17 protein-coding genes are annotated in these 20,401 nt (G+C 35.9%); 9 read left to right on the top strand and 8 right to left on the bottom strand.

Going from position 1 to position 20,401, the window contains the following annotated elements; translation table 11 throughout:
• Positions 1 to 99: 99 nt before the first annotated feature.
• Together FCN74_RS09880 and FCN74_RS09875 are read left to right on the top strand one after the other, a co-directional pair.
• A complete protein-coding gene (locus tag FCN74_RS09880; RefSeq protein WP_138932441.1) occupies positions 100 to 1,305 on the top strand; it encodes an NAD(P)-dependent oxidoreductase in 1,206 nt (401 codons plus the stop codon).
• Positions 1,306 to 1,327: 22 nt separating this feature from the next.
• A complete protein-coding gene (locus tag FCN74_RS09875; RefSeq protein ID WP_138932440.1) occupies positions 1,328 to 2,167 on the top strand; it encodes a CvfB family protein in 840 nt (279 codons plus the stop codon).
• Positions 2,168 to 2,212: 45 nt separating this feature from the next.
• On the opposite strand, the gene FCN74_RS09870 is transcribed toward FCN74_RS09875, so the two are convergent.
• Positions 2,213 to 2,728 carry an adenine phosphoribosyltransferase gene (locus FCN74_RS09870; protein ID WP_138932439.1) on the bottom strand — a complete coding sequence of 172 codons (516 nt, stop codon included), beginning with the start codon at positions 2,726 to 2,728 and terminating at the stop codon, positions 2,213 to 2,215.
• 126 nt (positions 2,729 to 2,854) lie between these two features.
• Here FCN74_RS09870 and rplS point away from each other — a divergent pair, with 126 nt between their 5' ends.
• Both rplS and FCN74_RS09860 read left to right on the top strand, forming a co-directional pair.
• Entirely contained in the window at positions 2,855 to 3,205 is a 351-nt protein-coding gene (gene rplS / locus FCN74_RS09865) for a 50S ribosomal protein L19 (RefSeq protein WP_138932438.1), read from the top strand.
• A gap of 124 nt (positions 3,206 to 3,329) precedes the next feature.
• A complete protein-coding gene (locus tag FCN74_RS09860; RefSeq protein WP_138932437.1) occupies positions 3,330 to 5,555 on the top strand; it encodes an NADP-dependent isocitrate dehydrogenase in 2,226 nt (741 codons plus the stop codon).
• Positions 5,556 to 5,558: 3 nt separating this feature from the next.
• Here the strand turns inward: FCN74_RS09860 and FCN74_RS09855 are convergent, their stop codons facing one another.
• Positions 5,559 to 6,530: a carbohydrate kinase family protein gene (locus FCN74_RS09855; RefSeq protein WP_138932436.1), complete on the bottom strand. Its 972-nt coding sequence runs from the start codon at positions 6,528 to 6,530 to the stop codon at positions 5,559 to 5,561.
• 151 nt (positions 6,531 to 6,681) lie between these two features.
• Between FCN74_RS09855 and FCN74_RS09850 the strand changes: the two genes are divergently transcribed.
• Together FCN74_RS09850 and FCN74_RS09845 are read left to right on the top strand one after the other, a co-directional pair.
• Positions 6,682 to 8,169 (top strand): Gfo/Idh/MocA family protein, encoded by a 1,488-nt coding sequence (locus tag FCN74_RS09850; protein ID WP_138932435.1) that lies wholly within the window; start codon positions 6,682 to 6,684, stop codon positions 8,167 to 8,169.
• Between the two features lie 62 nt (positions 8,170 to 8,231).
• Complete coding sequence (locus tag FCN74_RS09845) at positions 8,232 to 9,029, top strand: 3-keto-disaccharide hydrolase (RefSeq protein ID WP_138932434.1); 798 nt, start codon at positions 8,232 to 8,234, stop codon at positions 9,027 to 9,029.
• An 89-nt stretch (positions 9,030 to 9,118) separates the two neighbouring features.
• Here the strand turns inward: FCN74_RS09845 and FCN74_RS09840 are convergent, their stop codons facing one another.
• The 3 genes from FCN74_RS09840 to FCN74_RS09830 form a co-directional block, all read right to left on the bottom strand.
• Positions 9,119 to 9,391 (bottom strand): type B 50S ribosomal protein L31, encoded by a 273-nt coding sequence (locus FCN74_RS09840; RefSeq protein WP_138932433.1) that lies wholly within the window; start codon positions 9,389 to 9,391, stop codon positions 9,119 to 9,121.
• 68 nt (positions 9,392 to 9,459) lie between these two features.
• On the bottom strand, positions 9,460 to 10,500 hold the full coding sequence (gene meaB / locus FCN74_RS09835; protein ID WP_246062606.1) for a methylmalonyl Co-A mutase-associated GTPase MeaB: 1,041 nt from the start codon (positions 10,498 to 10,500) through the stop codon (positions 9,460 to 9,462).
• Between the two features lie 11 nt (positions 10,501 to 10,511).
• Entirely contained in the window at positions 10,512 to 11,078 is a 567-nt protein-coding gene (locus FCN74_RS09830) for a DUF2911 domain-containing protein (protein ID WP_138932431.1), read from the bottom strand.
• A gap of 147 nt (positions 11,079 to 11,225) precedes the next feature.
• On the opposite strand from FCN74_RS09830, the gene FCN74_RS09825 reads away from it, so the two are divergent.
• Positions 11,226 to 13,205, top strand: coding sequence for an alpha-ketoacid dehydrogenase subunit alpha/beta (locus FCN74_RS09825; RefSeq protein WP_138932430.1), 1,980 nt, complete (start codon positions 11,226 to 11,228; stop codon positions 13,203 to 13,205).
• Between the two features lie 54 nt (positions 13,206 to 13,259).
• The gene (locus FCN74_RS09820) at positions 13,260 to 13,952 is read left to right on the top strand and encodes an OmpA family protein (protein ID WP_171047159.1); all 693 of its coding nucleotides are present in this window, start codon (positions 13,260 to 13,262) and stop codon (positions 13,950 to 13,952) included.
• Here FCN74_RS09820 and yidD read toward each other — a convergent pair.
• Genes yidD through folE form a run of 3 tightly spaced genes read right to left on the bottom strand, consistent with a single transcriptional unit; the run spans position 13,949 to position 16,364 of the window.
• Entirely contained in the window at positions 13,949 to 14,179 is a 231-nt protein-coding gene (yidD, locus tag FCN74_RS09815; RefSeq protein WP_394348028.1) for a membrane protein insertion efficiency factor YidD, read from the bottom strand. The genes FCN74_RS09820 and yidD overlap by 4 nt on opposite strands.
• Positions 14,180 to 14,197: 18 nt before the next feature.
• Complete coding sequence (cysS, locus tag FCN74_RS09810) at positions 14,198 to 15,682, bottom strand: cysteine--tRNA ligase (protein ID WP_138932428.1); 1,485 nt, start codon at positions 15,680 to 15,682, stop codon at positions 14,198 to 14,200.
• 4 nt (positions 15,683 to 15,686) lie between these two features.
• Entirely contained in the window at positions 15,687 to 16,364 is a 678-nt protein-coding gene (gene folE, locus FCN74_RS09805; RefSeq protein ID WP_138932427.1) for a GTP cyclohydrolase I FolE, read from the bottom strand.
• A gap of 282 nt (positions 16,365 to 16,646) precedes the next feature.
• On the opposite strand from folE, the gene FCN74_RS09800 reads away from it, so the two are divergent.
• Positions 16,647 to 20,401 (top strand): PKD domain-containing protein (locus tag FCN74_RS09800; RefSeq protein ID WP_138932426.1); only part of this gene is annotated, 3,755 nt, incomplete at its 3' end.

The following is a 20,401-nucleotide window of genomic DNA, read 5'->3' as shown; positions in this document are numbered from 1 at the left end:
TCTTTGCCGGGTGCGTTTTTTTATATTAGCATAAAGGTCAAGTCACTTGTAAAATATATATTATTTTCGCAACATTATTAAATGCGTAAAATATATTAAATGAAAATAGGCATCATCAAAGAAAGGAAATCACCGCCAGACCGAAGAGTTGTGTTTTCTCCACACCAACTAAAGAATATTGAAAATACTTACAAAGCATTGCAATTTGTTGTTGAACCATCAGACATTCGAATTTTTTCTGATGAATCCTATAGAAATCATGGTATTTTAGTAAAAGAAGACCTTTCAGATTGCGATGTATTACTTGGTGTAAAAGAAGTTCCTATTGATGCATTGATCCCAAATAAATCGTATTTTTTCTTTTCTCATACCATCAAAAAACAAGACTATAACAGAAAATTACTGCAAGCTATACTTCAAAAAAACATCAATTTACACGATCATGAAGTTATTACAGATTCCAAAGGCAATCGCTTGATAGGCTTTGGTCGATATGCAGGTTTAGTCGGCGCATACAATGGATTGAGGTTACTAGGCAAAATGCACCAAAGTTTTGAACTTCCTAAAGTCGAAAACTTACCCGACTTAAACGCTGTTTTAGTGGAGCTTGATGCCATAACAATTCCTAATATTAAAATTATATTGACTGGATCTGGCAAGGTAGCGCGTGGTGCTAGAGAAATTTTAGAACACTTAAAAATAAAAGAAGTAAGTGTTGAAGACTATCTGAGCAAAATGTACCAAGAACCTGTTTATACCATTGCAAAAGTGATGGATTACAACAAACGAAAAGATGGTAGTGCAGGAGATGTCAAAAGGTTTTTTAAAGATCCAACACCTTATGAATCTGATTTTATGAAATTTGCTAAGGTCTCAGATCTATTTATAGCCGGTCATTTCTATGGTGATAATGCGCCTTTTTTATTCACTCGACAAGATGCCAAACATCCTGATTTTAATATAAAAATTGTAGCGGATATCAGTTGTGACATCGACGGTCCTGTGGCTTCAACCATTAGACCATCAACTATAGACAATCCATTTTATGGTTACGATCCTGTAAATGAGAAAGAAGTTGACTTTAGGAATGAAAATGCAATAGGTGTAATGGCCGTAGACAATTTACCCTGTGAATTACCCAAAGATGCCAGTGAGGGTTTTGGTGATATGTTTGCAAAACACGTTATTCCAGCCTTTTTTAACCATGATAAAGACTGTATTCTAGAGCGTTCCTTGATTACTCATGAGGGTAAACTCACTAAAAGATTCTCCTATTTACAAGATTTTGTAGAGGATAAATCCTAAATTGAACCTATAAACTTATACCATGCTAACAATAGGTGAATACCATACTTTAATAATAGATCGAGATACCGAACCTGGACTGTTTCTTAGGAATAAAAATGGTGACGAGGTTTTATTGCCTAATAAATACAAACCAGAGTCTTTTGAAATTGGAGAAGAATTGCAAGTTTTTGTTTATTTAGATCACGATGAGCGTCCAGTCGCTACTACTTTAACTCCTAAAGTTAAACTTGATGAATTTGCCATGCTAAAATGTGTTGATGTGAGTCATCACGGTGCGTTTTTAGATTGGGGATTAGAAAAACACCTATTTGTTCCCTTTGCAGAACAAGCATATAAAATGGAGGTTGGAGAGACATATCTTATTTTTTGTTTTCTAGACGAAGAAAGCCAACGTCTGGTAGCTTCAAGCAAAGTCAATCATTTTGTAGATAATTCTATACTGACGGTCAAAGAGTTTGATGAAGTTGATCTTATTGTAACCAATAAAACAGATTTAGGGTATAACATGATCATCAATGATATTCATCTTGGATTATTGTATTTTGATGAAGTCTTTGTAGACTATAAAACAGGTGATCAACTTAAAGGATACATCAAAAAAATCAGGTCTGACCATAAAATTGATTTGACACTTTCAAAATTTGGTTATAAAAGCATAGAACCCAATGCCCAAAAAATTTATGAGATTTTAAAAGATAATGAAGGATTCTTAGCTTACCACGACAAATCTGATCCCAAAGCTATTTACAATAGGTTCAATATTAGTAAAAAAGCCTTTAAAAAAGCAATTGGGAGTTTGTATAAAGACAAACAGATAGAAATTTTAAAAGGGGAAGGAATCAGGTTGAAAGACCAGTAAATATTAAAAAAAACCAACTGGTAAACGGTTGCTAACTCAAGATTTTTAATACATCATTAAACTGTAAATCTCCTGATTTAATAATTGACCTCTACCTTGAAGAGATTCGAGCTCGATTAAAAAGTTGTTCTGAACCACCAATCCGCCACACATTTCAACCAATTCATTTGTAGCTTTTGCCGTGCCTCCTGTGGCCAAAACGTCATCATGTATGAGGACATTTTCACCTTTTTTAACAGCATCTACATGCATTTCAATAGCGTCTTCTCCATATTCTAAGCTGTAAGATTTTGTATGGGTTTTATAAGGAAGTTTTCCGGGTTTACGAACTAATACCACACCAGCATTCAACTTTTGAGCAATAAGTGTCGATAGTAAAAATCCTCGAGACTCTATGCCAACAACCTTGTGGATTTGCTTCTGCGGTGGAATGTTGTCACAAATGGCTTCTACACAAAGATTTACAATTCGGGGTTCAAGAAGTAATGGGGTGATATCTTTGTAACTCACACCTGGTTTAGGAAAGTTTGGGACTTCTCTGATATATTGCTTAAAATCCATGTGTTTTTTCTGTTTTTATTTTATTTGTTTTGCGGTGTAATAAAATTAGAATATATTTGCACCCGCTTTATAACCACTGGCGAAAATCGTGTATGTTCTAAAGCATTTACAATAATACATTTTATCATGGATTTATTAAAATACGTTCAAGACGAATTCATTGAAAAAAAAGACTTTCCTGATTTTTCAAGTGGAGATACCATTACAGTTTACTATGAAATTAAAGAAGGTCAAAAAACACGTATCCAGTTTTTTAGAGGAACGGTTTTGCAAATTAAAGGCTCTGGAATGTCAAAAACATTCACTATTCGTAAAATGAGTGGGACAGTAGGAGTAGAGAGAATATTTCCTATAAACATGCCATCCATTCAAAAAATAGAGGTCAATAAACGCGGAGACGTTAGACGTTCTAGAATTTATTACTTTAGAAACTTGACTGGTAAAAAAGCGAGGATTAAAGACCAAGTAAAAAAATAAATTAGTTTAAAAATACGATAAAAGCCTTCATCAAAATGAGGGCTTTTTTTTTGATATACATATAATATTAACCTCAATATGAGCTAATTTTTATTATTTTAGCACGCCTTAAACAAACCTTAATATGACAATTCAAACCGCAAAAATATATTACACCAAAACAGATGAAGCTCCTGCTTTAGCAACTTATAGCTTTTTACCAATTGTAAGAAAATTCACTGACTCTGCCGATATAGAAATTGAGTCTAAGGATATTTCTTTAGCTTCGAGAATATTATCATTATTTAATGATAGATTAACAGCTGAGCAAAAAGAAGAAGACGCTTTAGGGTTTTTAGGAGATTTGGTTAAACAACCTGAAGCCAATATTATCAAATTACCCAATATTTCTGCCTCTGTTCCTCAGTTATCAGCAGCTATTACAGAATTACAAGATAAGGGCTATGATATACCGGATTATCCAAGGCAAGTAAATACAGAAGAAGAAAAAGCGATTCAATCTAGATATGCTAAAGTACTAGGAAGTGCTGTAAACCCAGTTTTAAGGGAGGGAAATTCCGACAGACGAGTTGCTCAACCCGTCAAAGACTTTGCACAAGAAAACCCCCATAAACTAGGCGAATGGGATAAAAATTCTAAGTCTCATGTCGCACATATGACAGATGGAGATTTTTACGGTTCTGAAAAGTCTGTGGTCTTAGATGAAGCTGATGATGTAAAAATTCAACTAAAGTCAAAATCTGGTACAACGCATGTTTTAAAAGACAGTACTGTCTTAAAAAAGGGGGAAGTTATCGACGCATCGGTTTTAAGTAAGTCAAATCTCATTGCCTTTCTAGAAGATCAAGTCAAAGATGCTAAAGATAAAGGGGTGTTGTTTTCTGTTCACCTTAAAGCGACAATGATGAAAGTGTCTGATCCCATTATTTTTGGTCATGTAGTTAAGGTGTTTTATAAAGAAATTATAAATCAATATGTCGAAGAATTAAACGAAATTGGCTTTAATCCTAATAATGGAATCGGAGATCTTTATAACAAATTGGATCAGCTCGATTCGGAAAAAGCAAAAGAAATAAAGTCCAGTATTGAAGATCTCTACACAGATAAACCCGATTTAGCAATGGTAGATTCTCACCAGGAGATTACAAATTTACACGTTCCTAGTAATGTCATTATTGATGCTTCTATGCCAGCAGCTTTCAAATCTTCTGGTAAGATGTGGAACAAAAACGACGAGCTTCAAGATATGAAAGCTATTATACCAGATAGAAGTTATGCAGGGATTTATCAATCTGTAATTGACTACTGTAAAACACATGGCGCATTCGATCCGGCCACTATGGGAAATGTTTGCAATGTAGGTCTTATGGCACAAAAAGCAGAAGAATACGGATCGCATGACAAAACTTTTGAAATTCCTGAAGCAGGTGTTGTAGAAGTTGTAAATACTATGGGCGAAGTCATAATTTCTCATCATGTTGAAAAAGGTGACATTTGGCGAATGTGCCAAACTAAAGATTTACCAATTCAAGATTGGGTTAAACTCGCCGTCACGCGTGCCAAACAAACCGGTTCACCTGCAGTGTTTTGGTTAGATGAAAATCGAGCTCATGACGCCAACTTAAGAGAAAAAGTCAATACCTATTTAAAGCATCATGATACGACGGGATTAGACATTAAAATCATGAATCCTATGGATGCCATGGACTATACTTTAGATAGAGTCAAAGCCGGGAAAAACACCGTGTCTGTGACTGGAAATGTTTTAAGAGACTATCTTACAGATTTATTTCCAATATTAGAGCTAAATACAAGTGCAAAGATGCTTTCTATCGTACCATTATTATCCGGTGGTGGATTGTATGAAACTGGAGCTGGAGGCTCTGCACCAAAACACGTTCAGCAATTTTTAAAAGAAGGTCATTTGAGATGGGACTCTTTGGGCGAGTTTTTAGCATTAGCTGTTTCACTAGAAGATATTGCTGAAAAAACTGATAACGGAAAAGCTCGCATCATAGCTGAAGCACTAAATTATGCCAATTCTCAATACCTAAAACAAGATAAATCTCCATCTAGAAAAGTGAATGAACCTGATAACCGTTCTACCCATTTTTACATTGCCAAATTTTGGGCCCAAGCACTGGCTAAACAAGATAAAGATGAAGATTTAAAATTAAAATTTGAAACGGTTTATAGGCGATTAAATGAATCTGAAGCTGAAATCTTACAAGAGTTCATTGACGCACAAGGTCAACCTGTGGATATTAAAGGGTATTATAAACCCGATGAAAAATTAGTTACACAGCAAATGAGAATCAGTAAAACCTTAAACCGTATTATAGATGCTTAAATCTTAATTGTAATAAGACTCTAAAATTTTATTTGTGTCTTCTTTACTTTTAAAAACATCAAAGGTTTTACCTTGAGTACGAAGTGCGCCTAGAATATTAGCGTATTGTCCAGCAATTACTGGATTACTGTGATATGCAAATCCATAAGCTAAACCACCGGCAAAGCTATCGCCACATCCAGTTGTGTCTATAACATCTTCCATTTTCATGGATTTAATAAAAGTCTTTTCTATGGTTTTATCTTGAGATAAAGTGTAGTGAACACAACCTTCGGTATCTAAGGTTATATACAAATGCGACGTTTTATGTTGTAAGACAAATTTAGCTAAATCGTCAAGGTGTTCTTTATGTTGGTCATCATAAGCTTGCATTTCATTTAAGTCATATTCAGATTTAAACCAGCAACACTGAGATTCTTCGAGATTCATTTTAAGGATATCAATATAAGGTAACCACTGTTTGATTTCTATCCAAAATCGTCGCAATCGGTCACCTTGAGTGGTGACACTTGTCGTGGGGCCATGGGCATCAAATATTATTTTAGCCTTAGAATTGGCTTTGATAAACTGTAAAGTTTGTAAAGGAATCTCAAAATCACTTATAGGCACAAACACAAAAGCATCTACATTGAGGAAAGGTTGTACATCCTCAGGAAGTATTGGCGACATAAATGCTGTTTGTTTTTCACGTCTATTATTTTGATCTACAAAGTCAAGAAATATTACAGTTCCTGCATTATTTGAAGATGAAACCCCTTGAGTTTTTATGGCTTTATAATCTGAAAATAAAGATTTTATGTCTTCTTCATCCGCTTTATGAATATGAGATATTGGATAAACTTCACCGTCGTTTTTCATAAGTTTTGCTAAAGCAATGCATGGATGTGTGATGCAGCCGTATTTTTTTATAACTTCATCATGATGGGTACTTATGGTATCTCTAGGAATTGGTCCTACAACAGCAATTTTTTTCATATATTAATTTTTACATTATAAATTTAAAAAAAATTATGAACTGCGTAAAAATAAACAGGGATATGTAACTATCTTACAAAAACCAAAGACCTGAATTAAAGATTTTTTTATTAAATTTATATCCTTAAAATATTAACCCAAAACAATCAAGATGGATAAAATCAAAAACAGTATTCTTTCAAGGCGTAATTTTATTAAGAATGTGAGTATTGCCACAGCTGGCGTTTCGGTAGTTCCCAGCCATGTAGTCTCAGGACTGGGATATACACCTCCTAGTGATAAACTCAATATCGCTGGTATTGGCGTCGGTGGAGTGGGACGTGGTAACTTAAGAAATATGAGCTCTCAAAATATTGTTGCACTGGCAGACGTAGATTGGTCTTATGCTAAAAAGTGTTTTGATGATTATCCAAAAGCTAAAAAATATAAAGATTATAGAATAATGCTTGAGGAAATGGATAAGGATATTGATGCTGTGATGATCAGTACACCAGATCATACCCATTATGTTAGTGCCAAAGACAGCATGTCTGCGGGTAAACATATCTATCTTCAAAAACCCCTGACACATTCTGTTTATGAATCTAGAAAATTAGCTGAATTAGCTAAAACGACAGGAGTAGCAACACAAATGGGAAATCAAGGCAACTCTTCTGATGATATGAGAAAAGTTTGCGAGTGGATATGGAACGGTGAAATTGGAGAAGTGAAAAAAGTAGACGCTTGGACAGACCGACCAATTTGGCCACAAGGTTTACAAAGACCTACTGAAAAACATGCGGTACCCGACACGCTAGATTGGGATTTATTTTTAGGACCTGCTGCTGAAAGACCTTATCATCCTGCCTATACACCATGGAATTGGAGAGCTTGGTGGGACTTTGGCACAGGCGCTTTAGGAGATATGGCTTGTCATATTATGGATCCAGCTTATAAAGCTCTAGAACTTGGATTTCCTTATGCGTTTGAGGCGAGTTCTTCACAAGTTAATACAGAAAGTGCTCCAGTAGCTGAAAAAGTGACCTATTACTTTGGTCAAAGACCTAAAAAGGGTAAAATTAATATGCCTCCTGTAGAATTTACGTGGTATGATGGTGGCTTAAAACCAGATCGTCCTGAAGGCTTAAAACCAGGAATGTACCCTGGAGACCAGCAAGGTTGGGGTGGAGCTATTTTTTATGGAACCAAAGGCACATTGATTTGCGGAACTTATGCGATGAATCCATTTATTATTGGACGAGAAGATAATCCACCTCCTACAACTGGCGAATTAAGAAGAATTCCTAAAGCCATGGAAGGTGGTCATGAAATGGACTGGGTACGTGCAGCAAAAGAGAAAAAGAAAAACAGAGTAGAAGCCAGTTCAAACTTTTCTTATGCCGGACCTTTAAATGAAGTTGTTGTTGCCGGTAATCTTGCGGTGAGACTACAAGACTTAAGAAGACGACTTGAATGGGACGCAGAAAATATGAAAATCACAAACATTGCAGATAATGAAGAAATTAGAGTGGTGAGCACAGATAGTTTTGAAGTAATTGATGGAGATCCTAAGTTTGATACTCAATATGAAACCATTAATGCTAAAAAAGCAGCTGAAGAATATGTAAAACACACCTATAGAAATGGATGGTCATATTAAACCAGAACTACTAAAAAGGATAAACGATAAAACTAATTTTAAATTAAAAAAACAATAAAACAATGAGAAAATCAATTTTATTATTACCTGTAATTGCACTTTTGATTATTGCTTGCGGAAAATCTAAAACAGAAGAAAAAGAGGTTGTTGAAAATACAGATCAAAAAGATGTATCAGTCAAAACAGCCCCTAACACTTTATCTCAACAAGAAAAAGAAGATGGCTGGAAATTGCTTTTTAACGGAAAAAATAGTGAAGGTTGGCGTGGTTACAATAAGGATAGTTTTCCATCAGATTGGAAAGTTCAGGACGGAACACTCTTTATGGCTGGTTCCGGAAGAGGTGAAGCAGGTTCAGAAAACGGTGGTGACATTCTTTACGACAAAAAATTTGACAACTTCCATTTAAAATTAGAATGGAAGATTTCAGAAGGTGGTAATTCAGGCATATTCTATCTAGGTAGAGAATCAGACGATTATAATTTTATTTGGGAAACAGCTCCTGAAATGCAAGTGCTAGATAATGAAAAACATCCAGATGCCATGTTAGGTACCGATGGTAATAGACAAGCAGGTTCTCTGTACGATATTTACCCGGCAAAACCTCAAAATGCTAAACCTGTTGGTGAATGGAATCAAGTTGAAATCATAGTCTATAAAGGGACTGTCGTGCACAAACAAAATGGCAAAACTGTGGTTGAATACCATTTATGGACGCCAAAATGGGAAGAAGATGTAGCCAATAGTAAATTTCCTGAATTAAACGAGAACTGGGCTGATGTGGCTAAAGAAGGTTATATTGGTCTGCAAGATCACGGTGATGATGTATGGTTTAGAAATATTAAAATTAAGAAAATGTAAGGTTTACTGAATTTGATTTTCATAAACTATTTAAAAACAAAAAACCCCAATTCTGAGAATTGGGGTTTAATTTTAATATAATCGAAAAATTACTTTTCTTCCTTAGTTTCCTTTTTCTTGAATTTTTTGTATTTGTTTTTAAATTTATCAATTCGACCAGCTGTGTCAACTAATTTAGTCTTACCAGTATAAAATGGATGAGAGGTTCTGGAAATTTCTAATTTGACTAATGGATATTCAACACCGTCTATTTCTGTTGTTTCTTTTGCTTCTGCAGTAGATTTTGTAATAAACACATCGTTATTAGACATGTCTTTAAACGCAACTAATCTATAATTTTCTGGATGTATGCCTTTTCTCATAGGTACTCTATTTTTACGGAGTGCAAATGTAATGATTTTTTTTGATTCAAAAAATATAGATCTCAATATTATTTTGCGTTAAGCAAATCTAAATAATATTTATACAATTCGTCAGCTGCTTTGAATGATGAAATCTCTTGCTTTTCAATTTGCGTAAGATAAGTTTTGAGCTTAGATTTCAACTTAGGATTGTCATAAAAGTTTTGTTTTAGCTTTTGATTTAAGCTATCGTATAACCAAAACTTTTGCTGTTCAAATCGATTTTGATGAAAAAACCCGTTTTCAATGGTTTTATTTTTATAGGATTCTATCATGTCCCAAACCTTGCCTATACCGTCATTGTTTAATGAAGAAACACACTTGACCTTTGGCGCCCATTTGCTTTGTTTTTCAGGATATAAATGAAGCGCTCTTTTAAATTCCATTTGAGCTTGCTTTGCTGCTTTTTGGTTTTCGCCATCTGCTTTGTTAATCAAAATGACATCAGCCATTTCTATGATGCCGCGTTTTATGCCTTGTAACTCATCTCCGGCGCCGGCCAGTTTTAACAACAAAAAGAAATCTGTCATGCTGTGTACTGCGGTCTCACTTTGACCTACTCCGACAGTTTCTACAAGGATTACATCATACCCAGCTGCCTCACAGAGAATAATATTTTCTCTTGTTTTACGTGCTACACCACCGAGAGAACTTCCTGAAGCCGTGGGTCTTATAAAAGCATTTTTTTCATTTACTAAACTCTGCATTCGAGTTTTATCTCCCAAAATGCTACCTTTTGAGACTGAACTTGTTGGGTCTACAGCTAAAACTGCAATGCGTTTCCCCTTTCGTATAAGCATTTTACCAAAGGCTTCAATAAATGTGCTTTTGCCAACACCAGGCACTCCTGTAATGCCAATTCTAATAGACTGGCCTGAATGCGGTAAAGACGAGGTGATAAGTTTGTCTACAAGTTTTTGATGCTTTTTTTGTTCACTTTCTATTAGAGTTATAGATTGACTAAGAGCAACTTTATCCCCATTAATTAACCGTTGAAGTAAGTTTTTTGTAGATAAACTCTTTCTCTTTTGAAGTGAGCTTTTATATTTAGGATTAATATGGTTATTCAAACGAATAAGTTTTACGTATCAGAGGGTTTTAGAGAAACTGGAACAACAATGTCATCCCAAGCTAAAAACATATTTATATCTCCAAACTGTTCATCAAAATAGATGGTAAACTGTTCAATAGTTTTTAAATTTTTTGAAAAAGGGACTTCTATTTTTAATGCGTCAAATTCTTCTATTCGCGAGGCTTTACCGTCAGAGAAATTTACACCCCAATTGTACATTTTATCATTAAATATGACTACCCAAGACGTTTCATTAGGAATGGTCCATAATGTATATTTCCCTGCTTCAAGTAAGGACCCGTCGATAATTAAATCTTGATTGGTTTTGAATGTTGTGGCTTCATTGGCTCCAGTTCGCCAGACCTCGCCATAAGGTACTAGACTACCAAAAATATCTCTTCCTTTCTTGTAAGGCCTGTTGTAAAAGACTTCTATTTGTAGACTATCTTCTTTAAAGACGACAAGCTCTTCTGGGCTGAATTTTTTTGTGTTGGCTTTCATGATGTAAAAACCAGCAATTCCCACAATCACAAGTCCGGCGATAATAAAAAATGCGATTTTTAAAGCCTTTGGCATAGTGGATTGAGTTTTTTATTTTCAAGTCAAATATACATTTTTATTGTATTATTGAATTAAAAAATGTCATATAAGTATAAATTTTAATCGTCAACTCTGTACTAGTCATTTAAATGTTATAATTTAGTATTAATAATAAACTTTCACATGCAAATTGACACCCAACAGCTTGATAAAGCAACCTACATCAAGCTTTATAAAAAACTACTCAAACCTAGACTAATAGAAGAAAAAATGCTCATTTTGCTCAGGCAAGGCAAGATTTCTAAATGGTTTAGTGGGATAGGACAGGAAGCCATTGCAGTTGGTGTAACGCTTGCTATGAAAGATGACGAGTATATTTTGCCTATGCATAGAAATTTGGGTGTTTTTACAACAAGACAAATTCCACTTCATCGATTATTTAAACAATGGCAAGGCAAAGCAGGTGGTTTTACCAATGGTAGAGACAGAAGTTTTCATTTTGGAACTCAAGACTATAAGATCGTAGGGATGATTTCTCATCTTGGTCCACAATTGGGCGTGGCTAATGGTATTGCTTTAGCTCAGAAACTCAAAAAGACCAATAAGGCCACTTGTGTGTTTACGGGAGAAGGCGGAACCAGTGAAGGTGATTTTCATGAAGCTTTAAATATTGCCTCGGTCTGGCAACTGCCTGTGGTGTTTTGTATAGAAAATAACGGTTATGGATTGTCTACACCATCTTCTCAACAATATTTTATTGAAGATTTGGCAGATAGAGGTGCCGCCTATGGTATAGAATCTCATATTATTGACGGCAATAATATTGCTGAAGTCTATGAAAAAATGACTTATATATTTGAAGAGGTTCGAAAAAAGCCAAAGCCTGTTTTGATCGAATTTAAAACTTTTAGACAGCGTGGTCACGAAGAAGCTAGTGGAACCAAATACGTACCTGATGAGCTTATGGATCACTGGAAAGAAAGAGATCCAGTAGATAGTTATGAAAATTTTCTCTTCGAAAAATCTATAATTGAAAACTCTGAAATAGAGGATATCAAACAGACTATAAAAGCAGAAATTGATGAACATCTCAAGATAGCTTATGATGAGCCCGATATAGAATCAACACTTGAAGACGAAAGCTGTGATGTGTTTTCCCCACATAAGCTTAAACCTATTGAAATTGAGAATCATAACACAAAATCGCTCCGTTATGTTGATGCCATTTCTGCTGGTCTCCGACTGGCAATGCGCAAATTTAATGATATGGTCATTATGGGGCAGGATATTGCAGAATATGGTGGTGTCTTTAAAATTACAGAAGGTTTTGTAGAGGAATTTGGGCAGGATCGGGTTCGCAATACACCTATTTGTGAATCCGGTGTCATTGAAGCTGCTATGGGTCTAAGTATTTATGATATCAAGTCTGTTGTAGAAATGCAATTTGGTGATTTTGTCTCCTCTGGATTTAATCCTATTGTTAATTATTTGGCCAAGGTTCATTACCGTTGGGGGCAAAATGCAGATGTAGTAATTAGAATGCCTTGCGGTGCAGGAGTTGGTGCTGGACCTTTTCACAGTCAAACCAATGAAGCTTGGTTTACAAAAACTCCTGGACTTAAGGTAGTGTATCCCGCATTCCCTGAAGATGCCAAAGGGCTTTTATGTGCGGCAGTAGAAGACCCCAATCCAATTTTGTTTTTTGAGCATAAAGCACTGTACAGAAGTTTAAAATCACCAGTACATGAAGGTTATTATACGCAAGAAATCGGTAAGGCAAATATTGTAAATTCAGGAAACAAGATCAGTATCATTACTTACGGCATGGGTGTACACTGGGCTTTAGCTTTGCTTGAATCTTATCCTGAAGACACTTTTGAAATATTGGATTTAAAAACTTTAAAGCCACTTGATAATGTTTCTATATTGGAAACGGTTAAAAAAACCAATAAAGTTGTAGTTTTACAGGAAGATTCGGAGTTTGGTGGTGTTGCTGCTGAAATTTCAGCTTGGATCAGTGAGTATGCTTTTCAATTTTTAGACGCACCTGTTAAGAGAGTCTGCAGCTTAGACACGCCCATTCCTTTTGCTGAAAATTTGGAGAAAATTTACTTAGCAAATTCCAGGCTTAAGCAAGCTGTAGATGAATTACTTGAATTTTAGACTAAAGTAATCTTGAAGCTTAATTTTTTGTATTTTTGAATGAAATATCATCTTATGTCAAAACACCTTTTCATCGGCTTTGCAATTTGCTTTTTGGCTCTTGCTTGTGGCAATACCAAAAAAACAGTTGAGACAAAACCGAGTCAAAGTACAGATTATATCAATCCCCAAAGCGATATTGCCATAACGGGATCTGTCAATTTTGACAATGAAGAAAGCCTTACTATATATTCTGCCATCATCAAAAATGTCATAGGCGATAAGGCTGGGGCTTATATAGGAAATGAAATGGACAAAATAGCTAGTCAATTACAAGAAACTATAGATTATTCGGAGTTACTTAGAGCAGGAGAAGGTCTTATATTAGAGTTTAATTCTACATCAGATTTTTATTTTAATACGGGAAAAACAAATTTAAATTATAATTCAAAGCAAAACTTAGATATTATTGCGTCTGTATTAAAAGAAAACCCTAAAGTCCATTTGATTATAGAAACTCATACAGACGCTAATGGAAATGAAGAAGTCAATATGCAATTATCTCAAGAACGTGTACAATCGATTAAGGACTATTTAGTTGAGAAAGGCATAGATGCTAGTCGAATTAAAACCAAAGCCTTTGGTGAAAATCAACCTAAAGTGAATAACGACACCAAAGAAAATCGACAACGTAACAGGCGAGTGGAGTTTGGTTTTTATGCTTCTGAAGAATTAAAAGAAGAAGCATTAACACAAACCAATGACTAATCTTTGTCGGGAACCGGGTCATAACCGGATTTTCCCCAAGGATGACATTTAGATATTCTTATAACAGACAATCTTAGTCCTTTTAATAAACCGTGTTTTTGTAATGCTTCATAAGAATAATGTGAGCATGTGGGCTGAAATCGACAACTACCTGCGGTTAATGGTGATATCAAATACTGATATATTTTAATTAAAACCAGAAAAGGGAAAACCAAGATGGATTTCAAAATTTTCAAAACCTTAATTTATGATGAGATTTCATAAGTTGTACCTTCTGCAGTGTCTTTGAGCTGAATTCCCATATTAACCAATTGGTCTCTAATTTTGTCACTTTGTTTAAAATCCTTGTTTGCACGTGCTTCATTTCTCAATTCAATCAACAATTCAATGAGTTGGTCTTCATGTTGACTTTCACTAGTTTTTTCGTCAATTTCTTCTAAACCTAATACTTCAAAACTAAACGCCTTTAAGGTTTTAGATAACAATTGAATGTCATTTTCAGTTAGATTTAATTTTCCGTGTTTGCAAGCGTTAATATGTTTTACAGCTTCAAAAAGTTGGGCTATTAAAACTGGCGAATTAAAGTCATCATTCATGGCATCGTAGCAAGATTGTCTCCAGGCTTTGACGTTGATGTCTGAGGATTTTGAGGCTTGTAATGAGTTTAAGCTTTCAATAGCTTTCATAAGTCTGTCAAAACCTTTTTCAGCAGAGCTTAAAGCTTCATCAGAAAAATCTAAAACACTTCTATAATTGGCCTGTAACATAAAAAAACGCACAACTGAAGGGTGATAGCCTTTAGATAAATTTTCATTATCACCACTGAAGAGATCATCCGGTAAAATATTATTCCCGGTACTTTTCGCCATTTTTTTACCATTCAATGTCAGCATATTGGCGTGCATCCAATACCTTACGGGTTGTTTTCCATTGGCTGCTGTGCCTTGAGCAATTTCACATTCATGATGAGGAAATTTTAAGTCCATACCGCCACCATGGATGTCAAACTCTTCGCCTAGATATTTTGAACTCATCACGGTACATTCCAAATGCCAACCGGGAAAACCCACACCCCAAGGAGATGGCCAACGCATGATATGTTGAGGTTCTGCTTTTTTCCACAAGGCAAAATCTTGAGGGTTTTTTTTATCGGACTGCCCGGCGAGTTCTCGGGTGTTGGCAATGAGATCTTCTAGTTTTCGTTTGCTCAAAATGCCGTAGTGTTCATTTTCATGATACTTCAAAACATCAAAATATACATTGCCATTAGCTTCATAGGCCAAGCCTTTATTGATAATAGTTTTGATAATCTCAATTTGTTCAACAATATGACCTGTTGCTGTTGGTTCTATACTTGGCGGCAGATTATTGAATTTTTGAAGTGTATTGTGAAAGTCAACGGTATATTTTTGAACCACTTCCATGGGTTCTATTTCTTCTAATCTGGCTTTTTTAGCAATGCGATCTTCGCCTTCTTCTGCATCATTTTCAAGATGACCAGCATCAGTGATATTGCGAACGTATCTAACTTTATAGCCCAAATGCCTGAGGTATCTAAAAACTAAATCAAAAGAGATAAACGTTCTGCAATTACCCAAGTGGACTTTGTTGTAAACCGTTGGTCCGCAAACGTACATCCCGACAAGACCTTCGTTTAAAGGCTTAAAATCCTCCTTTTGCCCAGATAATGAATTGTATATCTTGAGTGTTTGGTTTTTATATAATGTCATAAATTTAAAAGCTTGTATCGAGTTTGATATAATCTAAAAACTCTTTCTTGACATCTTTATTTTTAAATTGGCCTCCAAATTCACTAGTTACAGTGCTACTATCAATGTCTCTTATGCCACGCGAGTTCACACAAAGATGTTTAGCATCGATAACGCAGGCAACATCATCTGTATCTAGAGCCTCTTGTAACTCCTTTACAATTTGCATAGTCAATCGTTCCTGAACTTGTGGACGTTTGGCAAAATAATCAACAATTCGGTTCATTTTTGAAAGCCCAATAACTTGTCCTGAAGATATGTAGGCCACATGTGCTTTACCTACAATAGGCAACAAATGGTGCTCGCAAGTAGAATATACGGTGATGTTTTTTTCGACCAGCATTTCCCCATAACGGTATTTGTTCTCAAAAGTTGACATTTTAGGTTTGTTTTCAGGCTTTAAACCTGAAAATATTTCGTTGACAAACATTTTGGCTACACGTTGAGGTGTACCATTAAGGCTATCGTCTGTCAAGTCTAAACCTAAAGTATGCATAATGTCTTTGATATTAGTATGAATACGTTTTATTTTGTCTTCATCACTTAATTCAAAAGCATCCTGGCGTAATGGGGTCTCACTTGAGGTACCAATATGATTATGACCTAACTCTTCAATCTCAGACAATTTTTCTTCTAAACTCATAGTTAATAAATATTTGCAAAGATAGTTTTTTTTGAGTGTTTTGAAATCTTAACCTACGAAAACTCATTTTATTGGCTATTGTTAACACGGCTTTAGGATAAGTTTCAAGGTGGATTCGGATGATAATTAATTTGCGAACACGATGTAAGACGATAATAGTCCTTGAAGTGTTTAATCTTCTATCGATTTATTAATTTAATTTACTTGTATTGCTTTAAGATAATTTTATTACTTTTCGCCTCTATTGGCAAAAGCCAATTTTTTTTCAATAATTAAGTATTTATGAAGCGATTTAAGTTTATATATTTTACAGTATTTTCAATCATTTTTAGTATAACTTCAGCCCAAGACATATTAATGCAGGACGGTACTTTTAACCAATGTAGCGGTACCTTTTTTGACTCTGGCGGTGCAGTTGACGATTATGGAACAGGTGAAGATTTTACAATTACAATTTGCCCGGATATGCAGGATATGCGTGTGGTTTTAGACTTTGTGAGTTTTCTAGTGAATAACGACGGTGAAGATCAAATGGTCATTTACGACGCAGATACTGCCGATCCCGCCCAAATTATTGGAACATTTACAGATGATTTGGCAAGCAATCCTCAATTAGCTTCTATCACAGCGTCGGATGCAAACCTATCGGGCTGTTTAACTATAGAATTTTCTTCTAACACGTTTTTTGAAGCCGCTGGGTGGGAGGCAATTATTAGTTGTAGAGAGCCTTGTCCAGTAATTACCCCAGATATTGATAGTGTAACTCCATCAGTTATTGATGGAAATAATTATAAGGTATGTTTAGATGATGAAATTACATTTGATGCAAATGCCACCTTAACTACAGGGGATCTAAGTTTAGTCACTTACGATTGGGATTTTGACAATGGTGAAGTTGGAAGTGGTGAAATAGCAAGTACAACTTATAGTGCGCCAGGTTTATACATTGTAAGTTTGACGGCCAATTACCCAAACTGTAATTCTGAAACAATTGATTTACAAGTTCAAGTTGGAACAGAACCAGAAATAACTTTGACCGCAGATCAGACTGAAGTTTGTTTAGGGGAATCTATTCAGTTAACAGCACAAGCTGATACGGTTCCATTTGAAGAGGAATGTACAATTCCTGTAAGCGAAACTACTTTTTTACCTGACTCTAACGCTAATGATTCATATTTTTCAACAATTCCTGTTGACTGTTTCGATGATAATCAAACATTACAAGATCCTAATGATATTTTAGAGGTTTGCATTAATATTGAGCATTCTTTTTTGGGTGATTTAGATATCATATTAATAGCTCCCGACGGTACTCAAATATTTTTTAAAACCTTTCCAGGTGGTGGAGGTACCTTTTTAGGACAAGCTCTTGATGATGGTAGCTTAGATCCTGGTGTAGGATTTGAATATTGTTTTACAAATACGGCAACTACTCAATTAGTTAATGGCCCTACAGTGCCAACAGGTGGACCTACGCCGGGACAAGCTATTGCTCCAGGAGACTATGCGCCTGTTGATTCTTTTAATAATTTAGTAGGTGTACCACTTAATGGTGATTGGACTATTCAAATCACAGACAATTTAGGGATAGACAATGGCTATATTTTTGAATGGTTTTTAAATTTCGACCCTGATATTATACCACCTGATGCCTCATTTGAACCTCAAATTGTTGACGAAAATTGGACAGGTTTTGAAGGTCAAGGTAGCCAGATTACAGTAACTCCCAGTACTGTTGGATCTAATTGTTATGATTACGTAGTTTTAGATGATTTTAATTGTGAATTTACAGAAACGATATGTGTTAATGTATTACCTAATCCTGAAATTGAAAATCTTGAAGACCTAACTGTATGTGATCCTACATTTCCAGTTGAGTTCGATTTGACTGTGAATGATTCTAATATATTGGGGACACAAGATCCTAGCTTATACAATATTAGTTACCATAATTCTCAAATTGATGCCGATAACGATCAAAATCCAATACCATCACCAGAGATGTACACTACAAATAGTTTACCAGAAACTATTTATGTACGTATTGAAGATTTAAATGGAAATTGTTTTGAAACGGGGTCTTTTATGTTATTGGAAGCTGGAATAACTAATGGTCCACCTGATAATCTTGAATCTTGTTTTGTTAATGGTGAAGCAACTTTTAATCTTAATTTAAATAATTCTGCTCTTTTAGATGGTCAAAATGCAAGCGATTTCACTATTCAATATTTTGAAAGTGAACAAGATGCCATAGATAATGTTAATGGTATAGTAAATCCAACAAACTATATTTTAACAATGATAACCTCTGTTACTATTTGGTATAGGATTGAAAATAATGACAATAATTGCTTTAACGTCGATTCTTTTCAGTTGGAAGTGTTTCAAACCCCCGAAATCACAACTCCACCTCAGGATCTAAGTCAATGCGGTGATTTCACCTTAACCCAAACCTTTGATTTGACCCAAAACGACGCTGCTGCCCTTGGCATTGCCAATACTGCTGAGACGCAAGTGACTTACTACAATACCCAAGCCGATGCTGATGCGGGCACTAACCCTATCACCGACCCGGCCAACTATAATCCGGGGTCAGTTTCTGAAACCATTTTTGTGCGTGCAGAAAACATCAACAGCGCTGATTGCTTTAGCGTTGACAGCTTTACCATTCAAATCTTCGATGTCGAAGCCAATCAGGCGGACGACATTGCCGTTTGTACTCCAACAGGCAATACCGGCCAAACCCAATTTGACCTCACTCTGCAAAATAATACCGTATTTGGGCCTGATCAGGATTCTACCACCCACAGTATTTCCTATCACATCTCAAATGCAGATGCTCAGGGCGGTGCTAATCCAATCCCCAATCCCGATAATTATACCAATACATCCAACCCGCAGACCGTTTGGGTAAGGGTACAGAATAACAATGATCCCAGTTGTTTTGCGGTAAGTGATTTTGTACTCAACATCATTGAAGAACCGGAAATCACCCAAACACCTTCCCTATCGCAGTGCGGTGATTTTTCCGGCACACAGGTTTTTGATCTTACAGTGAATAATGCCGCAACCTTGGGTATTGCCAATGCCGTCGATACACAGCTCTCCTACTACAACACCCAGGCCGATGCCGATGCGGGTACAAATCCAATCACAGACCCGGCCAATTATAATCCGGGGTCTACTTCTGAAACCATTTTCGTTCGTGCGGAAAATATTAATAACAGTAATTGTTTTGCCACAGCCAGTTTTAACATTCAGATCTTTAATGTTGAAGCTAACGACCCCGGACCAATTGTTCTCTGTGAAGCTACAGGAAATACCGGCATAAGCCAGTTTGACCTGACCGAACAAAATACTGCGATCTTTGGACCAAATCAGGATGCTACCACCCATAGTATTTCTTATCACACTTCATTTGCTGATGCACAAGGTGGCGCCAGTCCTATTCCAAATCCGGATAACTATACCAACGCCTCCAACCCACAACCCATCTGGGCCAGAGTTCAAAACATTACTGATCCTTCCTGCTTTGCTATTGTCGATTTCACAATTAGTGTGACCGAAGAACCGGAAATCCTTAACCCACCTGTAACACTGTCTCAGTGCAGTGATTTTACAGCTACTCCTGTTTTCGATCTGACCCAGTACGATGCTGCCAATCTTGGAATACTCAATGCCGGTGAAACACAAATTACTTACCACAATACTGCTGCTGATGCCAATACAGGCGATAATCCTATTCCAAATCCCGCTAACTACCAGCCGGCTAATGCTCAGGAAGATATTTTCATTAGAGCTGCAAATGTTAACGATAGCGAATGCTATGCGACTGCCGACTTTAGTGTAGAATTTTATGACGTAGAGATCATTCTGCCTCTCGAAAATCTGGAAAACTGTGATGATGGCACCGGTACGGCGACTTCAAGTTTTGACCTGACATCGAATACTGTTACTGTGTTAGGGCCTAACCAAAACTCGAGTACTCATAATGTCACCTATTATGAAACTCAACCCGACGCCACCGGCGGAGTCAA

Source organism: Mesohalobacter halotolerans (genome assembly GCF_006120725.1).
GTDB lineage: Bacteria > Bacteroidota > Bacteroidia > Flavobacteriales > Flavobacteriaceae > Psychroflexus > Psychroflexus halotolerans.
This window is presented reverse-complemented; position numbering and strand designations above follow the sequence as displayed.